This window comes from Vibrio sp. E14 (genome assembly GCF_020515785.1).
In the GTDB taxonomy this organism is placed as follows: Bacteria; Pseudomonadota; Gammaproteobacteria; order Enterobacterales; family Vibrionaceae; genus Vibrio; species Vibrio diabolicus.
In genome coordinates, this window is sequence record NZ_JAHPJI010000010.1 from 103,521 (window position 1) to 120,132 (window position 16,612).

Sequence of the window (16,612 nt, forward strand, 5' to 3'; positions counted from 1 at the left end):
AAGCTTAAATGTAATTTCTCAACTCTCCAGTGCGTGAGTCGTTGATGTTAGACGTGGTGCGCTGCCTCCTCGACTGGCTCTGGTTGAGCAGCCGTTTCACTGATTTCAATCTTCACCGCCGCGACTTTGAATTCAGGAATTTTCGCATGCGGATCCGTTGCCGTGGTAGTCAAGCGGTTAACCGGCGACTCAACGAAATGGAACGGGATAAACACCACCCCTTTTTGCATTCGCTTGGTCACAAACGCATCAATTTCGATGCTGCCACGACGAGTTGACACTTTTAAACGTTGACCATTTTGGATACCAATTGCTTCGGCATCTTCAACACTGATCATCGCTCTTGGCCCAGCAAGGTTATCCAACCCTTTCGTTTTGCGCGTCATCGTACCGGTGTGGAACTGCTCCAGCACACGTCCTGTTGTGAGTACCAAAGGATACTCATCATCAGGCAGCTCGGCTGCATAACGGAACGGAACGCCCACCATTTGCCCTTTCCCTCGGGTAAATTGGGTTTGGTGCATGATACGCGTACCATTTGGATTGTTCTTGTTACTTGGCCATTGAACACCGTTTGGCGTGATCGCGTCCCAACGTAACCCTGCATACTGCGGCGTTACGCGTGCAATCTCGCTGGTGATTTCAGAAACGCACTGATAATGCCAATCGCTGCCCATCGCGTTTGCGATCGCTTGGATGATCCACCAATCTTCTTTCGCCTCACCTGGCGCTGTCACTGCCGCATTAACGCGCTGCACACGTCGCTCGGTATTAGTGAAGTGACCAGATTTTTCCGCAAATGAACAAGAAGGCAATACCACATCGGCGTACTGCGCCGTCTCGGTGAGGAAGATGTCTTGCACGACCAAGAAGTCGAGGGCTTCCAACCCTTCAATCACATGCGCTTGGTTTGGATCGCTCAGTACTGGGTTTTCACCCATGATGTACATCCCGCGAACTTCTCGTTTGCACGCCGCATCGATGATTTCTGTTAGGGTAAGCCCTTGCTCAGACGGCAAGTTTGGCGCATCCCACTCAATCGCGAATTTCTGACGAACAATCGGGTTATACACTTTTTGATATCCCGGATAGCAGTTCGGCAATGCGCCCATATCACACGCACCTTGTACGTTTGACTGACCGCGCAACGGGTTAATACCCCCCCCCTCAATACCGATGTTGCCACACAACAATTGCAGGTTCGCAATCGAACGAACGTTGTCGTGACCCGTCGTATGCTGGGTAATCCCCATTGAGTAGTACACCGCCGTGCGTTTTGCCGTACCGATCATCCGCGCCATCGCGAAAATATCGTCCGCTTTTACGCCCGTAACCAACTCAACTTTGTCGAGATTGTACGCTGGCGACATCACCTCTTGAAGCAAGGTATCAAAGCCGTCGACGCGCTCTTCGATGTATTCTTGATCGTACCAACCATTTTTGATGATTTGCTGCATCACGCCGTTGAGCAACATAACATCCGTACCCGGTCGATGCGCTAAGTACAGCTCTGCATGTTCGGCCATGTTCACTCGTTTCGGGTCTGCCACAATCAAGCGTGCCCCGTGATGACGAATCGCCTGCTTGATGTGCGAAGCGATGATCGGGTGCGCAGATGTGGTGTCAGAACCGATAATAAAGATCACATCGGAATGCTTAATGCTTGGAATGTCGTTGGTCATCGCACCACTCCCCAATGATGCTTCAAGCCCTGTCACACTTGATGCGTGACACAAACGTGCGCAGTGATCAACGTTGTTCGTACCAAGTTCACGACGGATGAATTTTTGAAATGCGTAGTTATCTTCGTTAGTGGTTTTCGCTGAAGAGAATCCGGCCAGTGCGTTGCTACCAAAATCTTGCTTGATCGTCGAAAGCTTCGAAGCCACGAGCTGAATCGCTTCGTCCCAACTTGCTGGCTGCAACCAACCATCTTTACGAATCAGTGGTGTCGTTAAACGCTCTTCGCTGCTAATGAAATCAAAACCGAAACGGCCTTTCACGCACAGCATACCTTGGTTAACTGGCGAATCCGCACCTTTTACATAGCGGATTTTGTTTTGTTGCTCATCGACAAACATGGTCAACTTACAACCCACACCGCAGTAGGTACAAATGGTGTCGACGGCTTTTAGGTGTTCGGTTCTACCTTGAGAACGATCACGGCTGTCCACCATCGCGCCCGTTGGACATGCCTGAACACACGCCCCACATTGCACGCATTTTGAATCGCCCATGAGCGTCAAACCGCTGCAACCTACGCCTTTTTCATCGGAGCGGAATCGTGGACGATCATCTGGTCTTAAAGCTGGTCGGCCATTTTTATCCGACACAAAACTCAACACACCATGTACCGCTTGCTCGCGGCAAGCTTGAATACACTGACCACAACTGATGCAGCGGTTAGCATCAAATTCAATGAACTCAGAACTGCGGTCTACTTCGTATTTGTGACGAAGATCTTTCGCACGTAAATCGAGCCAATCTTGGTGGCCAATCACGCTAGCAGAGGAAACGTCCACGGAAACATCGAAATGTTGCTCTGCGTGATATTCCGTTGAGTAATCTCGCAAGGCACAGTCAGTATTCGCCTGGCAACCACACTCTAAGCAGCGCGCCGCTTCTTTCATGGCCTCTTCGTTATCAAAGCCAAGTTCCACTTCAGCAAAACTCTGCTCACGCTGCGCTGGGGTCAACTCTGGCATGATTGAACGAGCAACTTTTTGGATATTTTCAAAATGAAGTGGGTCAACCTGCGCCAGTTTTTTCTCTTTACGAGAGTTGAACGCAGGTTTCGGCATGTCTGCCATATCGCCATTGAGGAACAAATCAATCGCTTTTGCCGCAACTCGCCCATCTCCCACTGCTTCAACCGCTGTCGCAGGACCACGACGAAAATCACCGATACTGAAGATATTGCCCGTCCCCGTGTGCATGGTTTGCGAGTCGGACTCAGATGTGTTCCAACGCGTTAGTGGAATAGACAAATCATCGTTTTCTAAGAAGCTGAGATCCGGCTTTTGCGATACCGCTGCAATCACGGTATCAAATGCTTCAGTAAAGAACTCACCCGTTGGTTTCGGGCTACGACGACCAGACGCATCTGGCTCACCTAACGCCATTCTTTCTAATCGAATTGCCTTCACGCGGCCGTTTTCATCCGCGATGTTTTCCGCCGGATTCGTTAAGAAATGGAACTTCACACCCTCATGTTCAGCTTCGACGATTTCGTAGTCTTCGGCTGGCATTTCGTCGCGAGTTCGACGATAGATCAAAGTGGTATCGGCACCCGCACGACGCGCCGTACGCGCACAGTCGATCGCAGTGTTACCACCACCAATCACGGCAACTTTTTTGCCCGTAACGTAGTTTTGTCCTGTAACGTAATCTTTCAGGTAATCAACACCGAGATAACAGCCGTCCAAGTCGCTACCAGGATAATTCATTTCTACCGCTTGAGACGCCCCCACAGCCAAACAGACGGCATCGTAGTCTTCACTCAATTGAGACAGTGTGAAATCAACACCAAGCTTTTTGTTGGTTTCAACTTGCATACCGTTGCGGCACATCAGTTCGATTTCTTTGTCTAGAATGTCTTTGGGTAGGCGATATTCAGGAATGCCGTAGCGTAGCCAACCGCCTGCTTTTGGCATGGACTCAAATACGGTGACGTCATAACCTTCATTCGACAAGTAATAACCTGCCGTTAAGCCACCGGGGCCACTACCAACAACGGCGATCTTGCGATGCTTCGCTGGTTTTTTCTCTGGGACATACGCTTCATGCGCCGCTAAATCTGCGTCTGCGGCATGGCGTTTGAGTTGGCGAATGGCAATCGGCTCATCCACCAAAGAACGGCGACACTCACTTTCGCAGAATGCCGGACACACGCGCCCAATCGACAACGGCATTGGCAGTGTGCGTTTAATAACTTCAATCGCTTTTTGATGATCGTTTTGCGAGATATGGTAGAGATAAGATTGGATGTCTACTCCAGCAGGACACGCCGTTTTGCAAGGAGCTTCACAGTCTGCGTAGTGGTCCGTCATGATTCGGTTGAGCGCTTTTCTGCGGTGCTCACTCAGTTGTTCTGATTGTGTGACGACATTGAGACCGCGGTACACTTTGAGATCACAGGCGCGCTTAGTTCCGCCACTTTCCACTTCGACCACACACAAATCACACGGAATTTTCTCGTTACTTTTGTTCATTCCGCACAGTGAAGGGATTTCGACCCCGCACACTTTGGCTGCTTCCAGAAGGGTTAGCCCCTCTTCTACAATTCTATATTTTCCATCGATGACAATTTCTATCATACAACCCCCGAAGCAGGCATACTAAACCTCACATTCTATAAGGATAAACCCTACCATGGAAAGTTCGTGTGACAAAAAACTCACTAGCGAGATATTTCTTAGCGATTAATATGTCCAATTGACTTTAAGATGTAGAACTCATTATCTCGAAGTGGGTTCGGTATAATCCTTGACTTTACCCCTAGGGTAACCTTTATTATTTAGGGGTTACTCGATATATAAGCTCATTTTGACTGGAAACCGTATGCGTCTGAAATCATTGCATACAATTTGGCTAACGTTATGTACAACGCTGATACTGCTGGTATTTAGCGTGGTTAACAGCGCGCCTTTAATGAGCCTAAAAATGATGTCGAGTGATGCCATGATGTCTGCTCACATGACGGAAATGGCAAGCGAGAACGATCACTGCGGCTCACCGAGTATGAGCATGGAGATGGCCTCATCGTTGAGCTCCGACTCTGTAGAGATGACCATGAGCTGTATTGATGGCTCCGGTATGATCCACAATTGCTGCACAGCATCTTGCTCATTCGTTTTTGTCCCATTACCAGTCACCGACAGCCAGCTCTTCCCATTGGCTTGTCGCGCATCCATTGCCTCAGAAATTACCGCACCAGTGGTACAAGTCACCCATGATTTGTATCGGCCTCCGATAGTTTAATCCATACAAAGCATTCGACCCTGCATCGCTTTGCAGGCAGTTTCTTTGCGCCCAACTGATAGCGTGCTTACCTCAGCTATTCGCTCGTAACTCCATTTGTTACCTGCTATTTAGCGATAAAAAAGTGCGTCATCCGTTTGGCAAATACCAACGCTCTCCCGCTCGGTTCAATCGATCCGAAACGCAAAAGAGCTTGGTATCAATTTGGATGTAAATTATGGAATTCAACCCAAATCGCTTAGTGGCACCAGTATGCTCACTGGCTCTGGTTGCCCTACCTGCTTTCAATGTGGTGGCACAATCGCCAGCCAATACGAAAGCACAACAAGAAGCGCAAGTTCAATCAATCCAAGCTCAGTCAACCAATGAGCTAGCAAACCTCATTAGCGTTGCGTTGAGTAACGATGGCAACCGTAAGCAGTTCTATGCTCAATCGGAAGCAATGCGTGAAACAGGCGTAGCCAGCGCAACCTTGATGGACCCGAAATTGAAAGTCGGTTTTGGTGGTTTGCCTGTCGATAGCTTCAAATTTGACGAGGATCCGATGACCAATATCTCCGTCGGTTTGATGCAACAGTTCGAACGTGGCTCGACGCTCAATCTTCAACAAAAGAAAGCCAATCAACAAGCCGATGGTTTGTCGTTGCAAGTTCACGCACGGGAGCTTGAAGTGGCAAACAGCATGACTCAGCTTTGGTTGGAGCTGGGCTATCAGCAGAAAGCAGAGCAAATTTTGCTAGAAAACCGTCGGCTCATGACGGAAATGGAAAACTTCATTCAAACCAATTACTCAATCGGAAAAAGCGAAGCGCAAGATTTACTGAATGCACAGCTTCAAGTGAGTAAGTTGGATGAAAAGCTACAAGCCAACGCACAAATGCAGCGCCGTTTGGTCTCGCAACTCTCAGAATGGTTGGGCTCTGACTGGCTCAATACCTATACCCAAAACGGACGCTCAACACTTCAAGCCAGCAACACACTGACTTGGGCGTCATTAAACCAAAAGTTGTCTGCAAATAGCGAAACGACCAAGCACTACCAACAGTTGAGTGAGCACCCGATGGTGAAAATGGCAGACGTAAGTATTTCTGCCAATGAAACTCAAGTGAACATTGCAGAGCAAGCTTACACACCTCAATTTGGTGTGGAAGTGATGTACGCCTATCGTCAAGCCAACAATATGAAAGGCGAACCAGCATCGGATTTGGTGAGCGCGTATCTAACGATGGACATTCCCCTGTTCACTGGCAATCGCCAAGACCGCAACTTAGCCGCCGCGCAGTATCAAGTGGGTGCTGCTCGCTCACAAAAAGATACGTTACTGACTCAGATGAACGCGAAGGTCAACACATTGCTGGTTGATCGCGCCAACTTGAGTCAGCGTTTAGAGCGTTATCAATCCACCTTACTTCCCCAAGTTCAAGCTCGTATTCACGCGGTAGAAAGGGGTTATCAAAACAACACCGCACAGTTTAACGACGTGCTCATGGCAAGCACAGACGAGCTGGCGCTAAAGCTCGAACAGCAACGTCTTATTACCGATTTAAACATCGTAAACAGCAACTTAGCGGCTTTATTGGGTGGTTTCGAATATCAAGTATCCGCACCCAACATCACGCCTGAAGCAAGCGCGAACTAAAACAAAAACATGAGAGAACCCAAGTTTGGGGCCGATGGCGAATACACACCAATAAACAATCAACATCGCTGTCATGCCTCATGGGGAAAATAAGGAATTAGGAATGAGTTCAAATTCAATCAAAATAGCAACCATCGCTCTGCTTGTTGGCGGGGCACTGGGGTTTGGCGTTAATCAGTACCTATCTGGTGCAAACCACGACATGAGCGGCACAGGCGGTAGCGCTGCGAGCAGCTCGAACGAGCCACTCTATTGGGTTGCGCCAATGGATCCAAATTATAAGCGCGAAAAACCGGGCAAGTCGCCAATGGGCATGGACTTGATCCCAGTGTACGCTGAAGATCTCGCAGGTGAACAAGACAAACCCGGCACGGTAAAAATTGACCCATCAGTTGAAAACAACTTAGGTGTAAAAACTGCTCAAGTCTCTTTAGAGCAACTTTCACCTCGGATTGAAACTGTCGGCTATATCGCGTTTGACGAAAGCCATTTGTGGCAAACCAACGTTCGCGTGGCGGGCTGGGTTGAAAAGCTTTACATCAATGCCGTGGGTGAAAAGGTCAACAAAGGCGACGTGCTGTTCACGTTGTATTCGCCTGAGCTAGTCAAAGCACAAGAAGAGCTGCTGAACGCCTACCGAACTGGGCGTAATGGCCTGGTGAAAGGCGCGACAGAACGTTTAGTGACACTGGGTGTTGATCGCTCTCAAATCAGAGCCATCACTCAACGCGGGAAAGCATCGCAAACTATTGAAATTAAAGCTCCGGAAGATGGCGTCATCGCGAGTTTGAACGTTCGTGAAGGTGGTTACCTATCCCCTGCTCAAGCGGTGATCAGCGCGGGCCCACTTGAAAACGTATGGGTGGATGCCGAAGTATTTGAGCGCCAAGCTCACTGGATGAAAGCAGGAAGTAGCGCCACTATGACGCTTGATGCTATTCCAGGCAATGAATGGAAAGGGGTTGTCGACTACGTATACCCTATTCTGGATCCTAAAACTCGTACCTTGCGTGTACGCCTCAAGTTCCCTAACCCGAATGGCGATCTTAAACCTAATATGTTTGCCAACATTGCCCTTCAACCAGTCACTGAGAACGCAGTTATGACGATTCCTAAGTCTTCCGTTATTCGATCCGGCGGTATGACCCGAGTCGTGTTGTCTGAAGGCGATGGTAAATACCGCTCAACGCGCATCAAAGTTGGGCGTGAAGCCGACGACAAAATCGAGGTGCTAGAAGGTCTGTCGCAAGATGATCGCATCGTAACTTCTGCACACTTTATGTTGGATTCAGAATCAAGCCAAACGGCTGATCTATCCCGTATTTCATCACCTACTGAAGCCAAAGTAGAAACAGTTTGGGCTAAGGGTGAAATCACCGATGTGATGAAAGATCACCGTATGTTGACCATTAATCATCAGCCCGTAGCAGAGTGGAATTGGCCGGGTATGGTCATGAACTTTACCCTCGCAGATGACGTTGATGTCGGCACTCTGCAAAAAGGCCAAGCTATCGAGTTTGAAATTCAGAAAACAGAGTCCGGTCAATATGAAGTCGTTGACTACAAAGCCGATGACAGTGTTGTCGTGACTGACGCATGGATTACCGGAGATATCAGCATGTTGATGGCGGATTTTGGGATGATAACCCTCAACCACCTCCCGGTTGCAGAATGGAACTGGGAGGCAGGAGAGATGAACTTCTCTGTGGGTGATGAAGTGGATCTATCCGGATTCAAAGAAGGTCAGAAAGTCCGATTTCTACTTGAAAAACAAGGATCTGACTACGTATTGAAGCAACTTGAAGCGGTTGAGGGCTAACTATGATTGGAGCAATAATCCGCTGGTCGATCAAAAACCGTTTCATGGTTTTGATCGCAACCTTAGCGCTTGTTTTAACCGGACTTTACAGTGTAAAGAATACACCTGTAGACGCCATTCCGGATCTTTCTGATGTTCAGGTGATCATCAAAACAAGCTACCCAGGCCAAGCACCTCAAGTAGTTGAAGATCAAGTTACTTACCCGCTAACCACCGCCATGCTCGCCGTACCAGGAGCGGAAACCGTTCGTGGTTATTCATTCTTTGGTGACTCATATGTTTATATCATTTTTAACGATGATACCGACATGTATTGGGCACGTTCGCGCGTTTTAGAGTACCTAAGCCAAGTAGCACCTAAATTACCACCGAGTGCAAAACCGACATTAGGACCAGATGCGACGGGAGTAGGCTGGGTCTACAGCTATGTACTGCAAGATAAAACTGGCAACCATGATCTTGCTGATCTACGCAGTATACAAGACTGGTTCTTGAAATATGAGCTGCAAACCGTCGATGGCGTCTCTGAAGTCGCAACCGTTGGCGGTATGGTGAAGCAATATCAAGTTCAGATTGACCCAGCTAAGCTACGTGCTTACGACCTGACACTGCAACAAGTGAACATGGCGATCCAAAACGGCAATCAGGAAACGGGCGCCTCTGTTGTTGAAGTAGCAGAAGCGGAACATATGGTTCGCACTACAGGTTACCTAACGAGTATTGAGGATATTGAATCACTCCCGCTCAAAGTGACAGAGAAAGGTACACCGCTCTTATTGGGCGACATTGCTGACATCAACTTAGGTCCGCAAATGCGTCGCGGCATCTCGGAGCTTAACGGCGAAGGTGAAGCGGTTGGTGGCGTTATTGTCATGCGATTCGGCGAAAACGCGAGTGAAGTCATCAGCAAAGTAAAAGACAAACTTAAAGATTTACAGCGCAGCTTACCGGATGGTGTAGAAATCGTGCCTACTTACGATCGCTCCACGCTGATTAACGCTGCCGTAGAAAACTTGTGGAAGAAATTGGCGGAAGAATTCATCGTCGTGGCGATTGTTTGTGCCCTCTTCCTATTTCACATCCGTTCGTCTTTGGTTATCGCGCTGAGCTTGCCCGTCGGTATTTTATCCGCGTTTATCGTCATGCATTCTCAAGGCATTAACGCCAACATCATGTCGCTCGGGGGGATTACCATCGCCATCGGTGCAATGGTGGACGGTGCCATCGTAATGATAGAAAACGTCCACAAGCATATTGAACGAACGCCTCTCACGGATAAGAACCGCTGGCAAGTGATTGGCAAAGCCGCTGAAGAAGTGGGCGCGCCCCTGTTCTTCTCACTGCTTATCATCACGTTAAGCTTTGTGCCAGTATTTGCACTGGAAGGTCAAGAGGGCAAGATGTTCTCCCCTCTCGCCTTTACTAAAACTTATGCAATGGCCGCAGCGGCAGGTTTGGCAATTACCCTCGTACCTGTGCTCATGGGTTATTTCATCCGTGGCAACGTATTACCAGAGCATAAGAATCCAGTAAATAGAGGCTTAATTGCGCTGTATCGCCCGTTACTGAATACCAGCCTCAAGTATCCTAAGAGTATGATCGTTATCGCTTTAGGCCTAATGGCGTCAGCTTACTATCCAACCAGTCAACTGGGTAGCGAGTTCATCCCACCATTGGATGAAGGCGACTTGATGTACATGCCGACTACGTATCCGGGAATCTCGATTGGTAAAGCACGTGAACTAGTTCAGCAAACTAACAAGCTGATCAAAACCGTACCGGAAGTCAAAACGGTTTGGGGCAAGATTGGCCGTGCAGAAACGGCTACCGACCCTGCGCCACTCACTATGATTGAAACTGTTATTCAGCTAAAACCTCACGATCAATGGCGTGAAGGCGTGACGACAGAGTCGTTACGCAAAGAGTTCGATGAACTGATTCAGTTCCCGGGACTCACCAACGCATGGGTAATGCCGATCAAAACGCGTATCGACATGCTTGCGACGGGCATTAAAACGCCAATTGGGATCAAAATCGCAGGCCCAGACCTGAAAGAGATCGAAAAAATTGGTGCTCAGCTGGAACCTATTCTTAATAGCGTTCATGGCACCTCATCTGTATATGCGGAGCGTGTCGCGGGTGGCCGTTACGTGACGATTGATATCAAACGCCGCGCAGCTGCGAGATACGGATTGAGCATCAAAGACGTTCAACAAGTTATCTCAACCGCGGTCGGTGGTATGAATGTTGGAGAAACCATTGAAGGGCTAGAGCGCTACCCTATCAACGTCCGCTATCCGCAAGATTACCGTGACTCGGTTGTTAAACTACAAAACCTACCACTGGTAACCCCCAACGGCGCACGCATCGCACTCGCAGACGTGGCAGATATTCGTTATGAGGATGGCCCACCGATGATCAAAACCGAAAACGCGCGTCCAAACGGTTGGGTTTTCGTGGATATCGAAGGTCGTGACCTGGGCTCATACGTCGTGGAAGCACAACAAGTAGTAGCAGATCAACTTGAATTACCTGCGGGTTATTCGCTGGCTTGGTCAGGTCAGTACGAATACATGGAACGCGCCAAAGACCGCTTAAGTGTCGTAGTACCAATCACTATTGCGATCATCATGATGCTACTTTACTTCAGCTTCCGCCGTGTGGGTGAGGTGCTGATCATCATGCTGACGCTGCCTTTAGCAATGGTTGGTGGCTTATGGCTGATGCATTATCTGAACTACAACTTCTCTATTGCCGTGGGGGTTGGGTTTATCGCCCTCGCCGGCGTTGCGGTGGAGATAGGCGTCATCATGCTGGTGTATCTCAACCAAGCATGGCACTACCGAAAACTGGATGCAGAAGAGAAACAACGACCACTTCAAGCGCGGGATCTTACAGACGCAATTCGCGAAGGCGCTGGCTTGCGTGTGCGGCCTGTCATGATGACCGTATTAACGGTAATCATTGGTCTTATTCCAATCATGTACGGCGAGGGGACAGGCTCTGAAGTGATGCAACGCATCGCTGCACCGATGATTGGTGGCATGGCTTCTGCCCTGCTGTTAACGCTGCTTGTGTTACCTGCCATCTTCAAGCTGTGGAAACAGCGTGAAGTGAAATCAACTCAACACCAAGATAAATAACAACGAGCGCCATTATTCAGAGAGTAATGGCGCGATAGCTAATTGATAGTAAAGGAAATCAACATGAAAAAGACTCTTATCACTCTTGCTCTAACCATGGTATCGGGTGGCGTATTTGCTCAAATGGATAACTCAAACATGAACCACGAAAATATGGAGCATGGTCAAATGGATCACGGTTCCATGAACATGGATAAAATGCCGATGGATCATGGAAAAATGGACCACGGTAAAATGGATCATTCTGGTATGAGCGGCATGCCGGGCATGTCAGCGGTTGGTATGCCTGCAAATGGCGCAAAACCAGACAAAGTCGTTCATGTACTCTTAACGGATGATATGAAAATTACATTCAAAAAAGACGTGACAATAGAACCGGATGATGTGGTTCAATTTGTGGTAATGAATACAGGCAAAATCAATCACGAATTTACCATTGGCTCAGCAGAAGAACAACTTAAACACCGTGAAATGATGAAAACCATGTCTGGCGATCACATGCATGACTCCGGCAATGCTGTCACTGTTGAACCAGGCAAAGCGAAACAACTCCTGTGGCACTTCCATGGCGATAAAAATGTAGAGTTCGCGTGTAATATCCCCGGACATGCAGAAGCCGGCATGGTCAAAAAAGTGGAACTGTAGTAAGACCGGATTAACGCATTAACACGGTTCATAGACGTTAAATATAAATAAAAAGGAGCTAATATCAGCTCCTTTTTATTTCGCCCCAAATACTAGACTATCGCATCACAAACAGCTCTTCATGATAGCGATGTTCTATATCAAAACGATATACCTCTAACTCTTTTTTCAGGGTTCGAGAGAATACCTCCGGTCCACAGAAATAAAACTCATAACGCGATAAGTCGCCGCATTCCCTCGCAATTCGTTCAACATTAAGTCGAGGTGAAACCGCAGTATCTATCACGTTCAGTTTCACTTGTGCCTGACGCGCAGCATTCCACAGTTCATCCACTAAATGACTATCTAAGCCACGTGTGCAATAAAACAAATGTACTGGCGGATGTCTTTTTAGCGTTTTCAATGAAGATAAGATGGCAAAGAACGACGCTATTCCGACACCACCAGCAATCCAAACTTGCGGCTTGTTGACATCAAACTCTAAACGTCCATATGGCCCTTCAACAACAACCTCATTACCCGCTTTCACGCGCTGGTACAAATTGGTCGTGAAATCGCCTAGCTCTTTGATCAAAAAACGGACCTCTGGATCGTGCTCACCTGAAACAATCGTAAACGGATGTGGATCTTCATTACCAAAACGAACGTAAGCAAACTGTCCTGCTTTGTGCCCTTGCCAAGGTTTTCCTTGACCGTTATTGCTTGGCGCCAAAACCAGCTCCATCACGCGCGCTTGAGGGAAGTAGCGAGTCGACACCACTTTGGCTGGATAGCGGTTCGCTCGTCCGACAAAGCCAAACAAACTATAAACGGCAGCCGCAGAGCCCATCAATGCAAAACCAAAAGCGATAAAATGAATGGGATCGCCCCAGTACGCATGCTTTATCAATAAGACCGAATGCAAGGCAACCATCAAATACACCACAGCCATCAAACGATGGGACAACTTGAAAGGTTTGTATTTAACAACCGTCCAGAGTGACACTGCTAGCAATACCAATAGCAAATAAAAGCCCCACTCACCTAAATTCAAGCCTATATCACGCAGTTCTTTAACCCATAACTCAAAACCAACGAAGTTATTGCCTGATGGCCCTGCTCCAGTGTGTTTTACTGGTTTTTCCAACCAACCAGCAGCAACGAGCCACTTCGGCACTTTATACATAAGCCAATGGATCACACCCAAACTGACGCCTGCTATACCTAACCACTTGTGTACTCGATATGCCTTGTCCATGCCATGAACCCATTGCTCTATCACAGGTAAGCGCAGCGCCAGCACCATCGCAATAGACATCAAAGCTAACGACAAAACACCAGAATATTGAATAAGCGCGGAGCGCCATTGGAAGAATTGGGTCGAGGAAAGCAGTTGCGGTTCACTCATCCACCACAACACAGACACGGCGGCAATTATCATCCATACAAAATTTCGTACAGTTTTCATGAACATCACTCTCAAATTGACGACAACTCTAGTTTAGTTTTTCTAGCGTAATGCAACGTCAATATTCGTAAAGTTGAGTAAACCCACAATATACCTAAGGTCAATAACAAACTTGGAGGTATTGCGCAGAATCCTACAAAAAATCGACATGGATTTAACAGTGGTTAGAGTATTCGCTCGTTATAGTTTGCGTAACATCGCCACAGTGCGAACCAAAACCAAAATGAAGAACACGACGCATGAAAAAGTTATTTTTGTTGGCTGGGCTAATGGTTTGCTCAACCCTAAGTTACGCTTCCCAACTGAATGAAGACATTTCTCTCATCGAACAACAAACCTCAAGCAGAATTGGAGTCTCGGTTTGGGATACGCAAACCGATGAGCGCTGGGATTACCGTGGCGATGAACGCTTCCCACTCATGAGCACATTCAAAACCTTGGCTTGCGCCACAATGCTAAGCGATATGGACAGCGGTAAGCTAAGTAAAAATGCGACCGCGAAAATCGATGAGCGCAGCATCGTTGTGTGGTCTCCAGTGATGGACAAACTCGCAGGCCAAAACACACGCGTAGAGCACGCTTGTGAAGCCGCGATGTTGATGAGTGATAATACTGCTGCCAACTTAGTATTGAATGAAATCGGCGGCCCTAAGGCCGTGACAATGTTTCTGCGATCAATTGGTGATAAAGCGACGCGCCTAGATAGATTAGAACCACGTTTGAACGAAGCGATACCGGGAGACAACCGCGACACAACCACACCTAACGCCATGGTAAACACTCTGCGAACCTTGATTGAAGGAGAAACGTTGTCTTACGAGTCTCGCGTGCAATTAAAAATCTGGATGCAGGACAACAAGGTTTCAGACTCGTTAATGCGTTCAGTATTACCAACAGGTTGGTCTATCGCCGACCGCTCTGGTGCGGGTGGTCACGGTTCGCGTGGTATTAACGCAATCATATGGAAGGAAAACCATCGTCCTGTTTACATTAGTATCTATGTCACAGAAACCGAGCTATCACTTCAAGCCAGAGACCAGCTCATCGCGCAAATCAGTCAGTTGATTTTACAGAAATACAAAGATAATTAATTCACTGCGTACATATTTACTTTCCTAAGTTCACCCTCTTTGCCCTTCTCTTCCCTGAAGGGCTTTCCTATTCTTTGGTTCTACCTCAAAAACACCCCTTATTGAGTAATGACTTACTTATAAATAGGTATAACATTTATTCATTTAGGCGTGAGTTAACGCCCACATTAAGCAATTGAACACACATAGATGGCGATAAATAAACCATAATCTTACGTAGAAACGCATTTTTCTTGAAAATAGCTTCGTGTAACTTATTGTTGGTATTTGCAACATCGCAAGGAGATGTCTATTGAGACTTGAAAGAACTTTTAACCCTGATGACTTATCGATGCAGAACATGGAAAGTCCGATCTGTATGCCGATAGGGTTTGTTCACTTTTTAGCTCAATCGGAAACATTGCAGCAGGTGCTTGATACGGTCGCAGAATGGATAAATCGTATATTCAATTCCGACCGCGCGAGTATCACGCTTTATGAAAATGATGATCATCTGAAGGTCTACTCTTTCTCTGGTAATAAAGCGATTCCGGCTGAATTCTTGGTACCTATTCACCAAGCTTTTGTTGGCCGAGTGTTCAAAAAACAACAACTGATGATCTGTGACGATGTCACTCAATCTGATGAGGTCGATTGTGTGATGCTGGCATCCAATGGCATGGGGACGTGTATGGATGCGCCTTTAATGCACGGTAAAGTCTGTTTGGGCACGCTCAATGTTGCACATCACCAAACGCACACTTATACAAATGAACAAGCGGCACAGCTTCAGTGCATTGCTAACTGGATTGCTTTAAACATTGCCCTTCATATACAAATTATGAAAATGGAGCATCTCGCCACAACGGATGATCTGACTGGCATTCCAAACCGCAGAGAATTCATGCGACAAATCGAAAGCCGCTTGACTGAATACCGTACCCAAGGCATTGACTTCCATGTTGCTATTCTAGATTTAGACAACTTTAAGAGCCTTAATGATCGGTTTGGTCATGATGCTGGCGATAAATCGCTGATCCATGCAGTCAACACCATTCAAAGTCATCTACTTGACTGTGACTTACTTGCCAGAGTTGGCGGTGAAGAGTTTGCCATCGTACTAAGAAGCCGCTCATCGCAAGAAGCCCTAAACACATTAGAAACGATTCGCAATGCGCTAGAAACTACGACGATTCAACACTCAGGTCGTGATATGAGCTTTACCGCTAGTATTGGTGTAACTCAAGTCTGTAGCTTGGATGACTCGTTTGAACCACTCGTAAAACGCGCCGACTTAGCCCTTTACAAAGCCAAAGAAACCGGTAGAAACCGTGTTGAGGTTCATAAAACAGAAGAAAACTAGAAAAGAGAGTGATAAAAAAGGTAGCGACTTGTTGCGCTACCTTTTATAAATTCTAACCCGCCTAAAATAAGTAATACGAACTTTAAGCCAGTTTAGAAATAAGAGTGAGCAAATTTAATTATGCTTTCTTAAGATCTTTAGCTGGGTAAGTTAGCGTTTTCTCGCCTGCTTTTACGTGTGTGTAAAAACCGCCACTGCTTAAACCTGTAACAACCATTTCGCCAAGATCGATACCTTTAGTCGCTACTACTACGTCACCGATTGAAAACATATTGAATACCTTGTTTATTTAGATTAAAACACTAAGTCGTTGCGCGGTATTTAATATGATATTAGGCAAACCACCTAATCGAATTTTTTATCGTAAAGATTAATTTTTATTTGGCGTGAACTCTAAGTTTCCATATTGAAAAAACCACAATATTTCCCAAAAACAGATGCGCTATTCTTGTTAAATACGTTAAGATTTTCTAGCATCAATTGCGGAGGTTTACTCCGCCTCATTG

The 16,612-nt window shown here is 47.1% G+C and carries 10 protein-coding genes; 7 read left to right on the forward strand and 3 right to left on the reverse strand.

The genetic code is table 11. The features are described from left to right. Window positions 1-47: 47 nt before the first annotated feature. Window positions 48-4,316: a formate dehydrogenase subunit alpha gene (fdhF, locus tag LIX84_RS20545; RefSeq protein ID WP_226422084.1), complete on the reverse strand. Its 4,269-nt coding sequence runs from the start codon at window positions 4,314-4,316 to the stop codon at window positions 48-50. 244 nt (window positions 4,317-4,560) lie between these two features. Between fdhF and LIX84_RS20550 the strand changes: the two genes are divergently transcribed. The 5 genes from LIX84_RS20550 (at window position 4,561) to copI (ending at window position 12,226) form a co-directional block, all read left to right on the forward strand. Continuing rightward, window positions 4,561-4,980 carry a hypothetical protein gene (locus tag LIX84_RS20550; protein WP_226422085.1) on the forward strand — a complete coding sequence of 140 codons (420 nt, stop codon included), beginning with the start codon at window positions 4,561-4,563 and terminating at the stop codon, window positions 4,978-4,980. 217 nt (window positions 4,981-5,197) lie between these two features. After that, the gene (locus tag LIX84_RS20555) at window positions 5,198-6,619 is read left to right on the forward strand and encodes a TolC family protein (protein WP_226422086.1); all 1,422 of its coding nucleotides are present in this window, start codon (window positions 5,198-5,200) and stop codon (window positions 6,617-6,619) included. 103 nt (window positions 6,620-6,722) lie between these two features. Then, the gene (locus tag LIX84_RS20560) at window positions 6,723-8,438 is read left to right on the forward strand and encodes an efflux RND transporter periplasmic adaptor subunit (RefSeq protein ID WP_226422087.1); all 1,716 of its coding nucleotides are present in this window, start codon (window positions 6,723-6,725) and stop codon (window positions 8,436-8,438) included. Between the two features lie 2 nt (window positions 8,439-8,440). Beyond that, on the forward strand, window positions 8,441-11,581 hold the full coding sequence (locus tag LIX84_RS20565; RefSeq protein WP_226422088.1) for an efflux RND transporter permease subunit: 3,141 nt from the start codon (window positions 8,441-8,443) through the stop codon (window positions 11,579-11,581). A gap of 63 nt (window positions 11,582-11,644) precedes the next feature. After that, a complete protein-coding gene (gene copI / locus LIX84_RS20570) occupies window positions 11,645-12,226 on the forward strand; it encodes a copper-resistant cuproprotein CopI (protein ID WP_005391258.1) in 582 nt (193 codons plus the stop codon). 97 nt (window positions 12,227-12,323) lie between these two features. Here copI and LIX84_RS20575 read toward each other — a convergent pair whose 3' ends face one another. Next, complete coding sequence (locus LIX84_RS20575) at window positions 12,324-13,673, reverse strand: ferredoxin reductase family protein (protein WP_226422089.1); 1,350 nt, start codon at window positions 13,671-13,673, stop codon at window positions 12,324-12,326. Between the two features lie 239 nt (window positions 13,674-13,912). Between LIX84_RS20575 and blaCARB the strand changes: the two genes are divergently transcribed. Together blaCARB and LIX84_RS20585 are read left to right on the forward strand one after the other, a co-directional pair. Then, the gene (gene blaCARB / locus LIX84_RS20580; RefSeq protein ID WP_226422090.1) at window positions 13,913-14,764 is read left to right on the forward strand and encodes a CARB family carbenicillin-hydrolyzing class A beta-lactamase; all 852 of its coding nucleotides are present in this window, start codon (window positions 13,913-13,915) and stop codon (window positions 14,762-14,764) included. A 292-nt stretch (window positions 14,765-15,056) separates the two neighbouring features. Further along, the gene (locus tag LIX84_RS20585; RefSeq protein ID WP_031780198.1) at window positions 15,057-16,106 is read left to right on the forward strand and encodes a sensor domain-containing diguanylate cyclase; all 1,050 of its coding nucleotides are present in this window, start codon (window positions 15,057-15,059) and stop codon (window positions 16,104-16,106) included. A 118-nt stretch (window positions 16,107-16,224) separates the two neighbouring features. Here LIX84_RS20585 and LIX84_RS20590 read toward each other — a convergent pair whose 3' ends face one another. After that, complete coding sequence (locus LIX84_RS20590) at window positions 16,225-16,377, reverse strand: hypothetical protein (protein ID WP_005375418.1); 153 nt, start codon at window positions 16,375-16,377, stop codon at window positions 16,225-16,227. Window positions 16,378-16,612 lie beyond the last annotated feature (235 nt).

Excerpts from the sequence above, each read along its gene's own strand:
- fdhF (WP_226422084.1), bottom strand. The coding sequence starts at position 4,316 with ATGATAGAAATTGTCATCGATGGAAAATATAGAATTGTAGAAGAGGGG.
- LIX84_RS20550 (WP_226422085.1), top strand. The coding sequence starts at position 4,561 with ATGCGTCTGAAATCATTGCATACAATTTGGCTAACGTTATGTACAACG.
- LIX84_RS20555 (WP_226422086.1), top strand. The coding sequence starts at position 5,198 with ATGGAATTCAACCCAAATCGCTTAGTGGCACCAGTATGCTCACTGGCT.
- LIX84_RS20560 (WP_226422087.1), top strand. The coding sequence starts at position 6,723 with ATGAGTTCAAATTCAATCAAAATAGCAACCATCGCTCTGCTTGTTGGC.
- LIX84_RS20565 (WP_226422088.1), top strand. The coding sequence starts at position 8,441 with ATGATTGGAGCAATAATCCGCTGGTCGATCAAAAACCGTTTCATGGTT.
- copI (WP_005391258.1), top strand. The coding sequence starts at position 11,645 with ATGAAAAAGACTCTTATCACTCTTGCTCTAACCATGGTATCGGGTGGC.
- LIX84_RS20575 (WP_226422089.1), bottom strand. The coding sequence starts at position 13,673 with ATGAAAACTGTACGAAATTTTGTATGGATGATAATTGCCGCCGTGTCT.
- blaCARB (WP_226422090.1), top strand. The coding sequence starts at position 13,913 with ATGAAAAAGTTATTTTTGTTGGCTGGGCTAATGGTTTGCTCAACCCTA.
- LIX84_RS20590 (WP_005375418.1), bottom strand. The coding sequence starts at position 16,377 with ATGTTTTCAATCGGTGACGTAGTAGTAGCGACTAAAGGTATCGATCTT.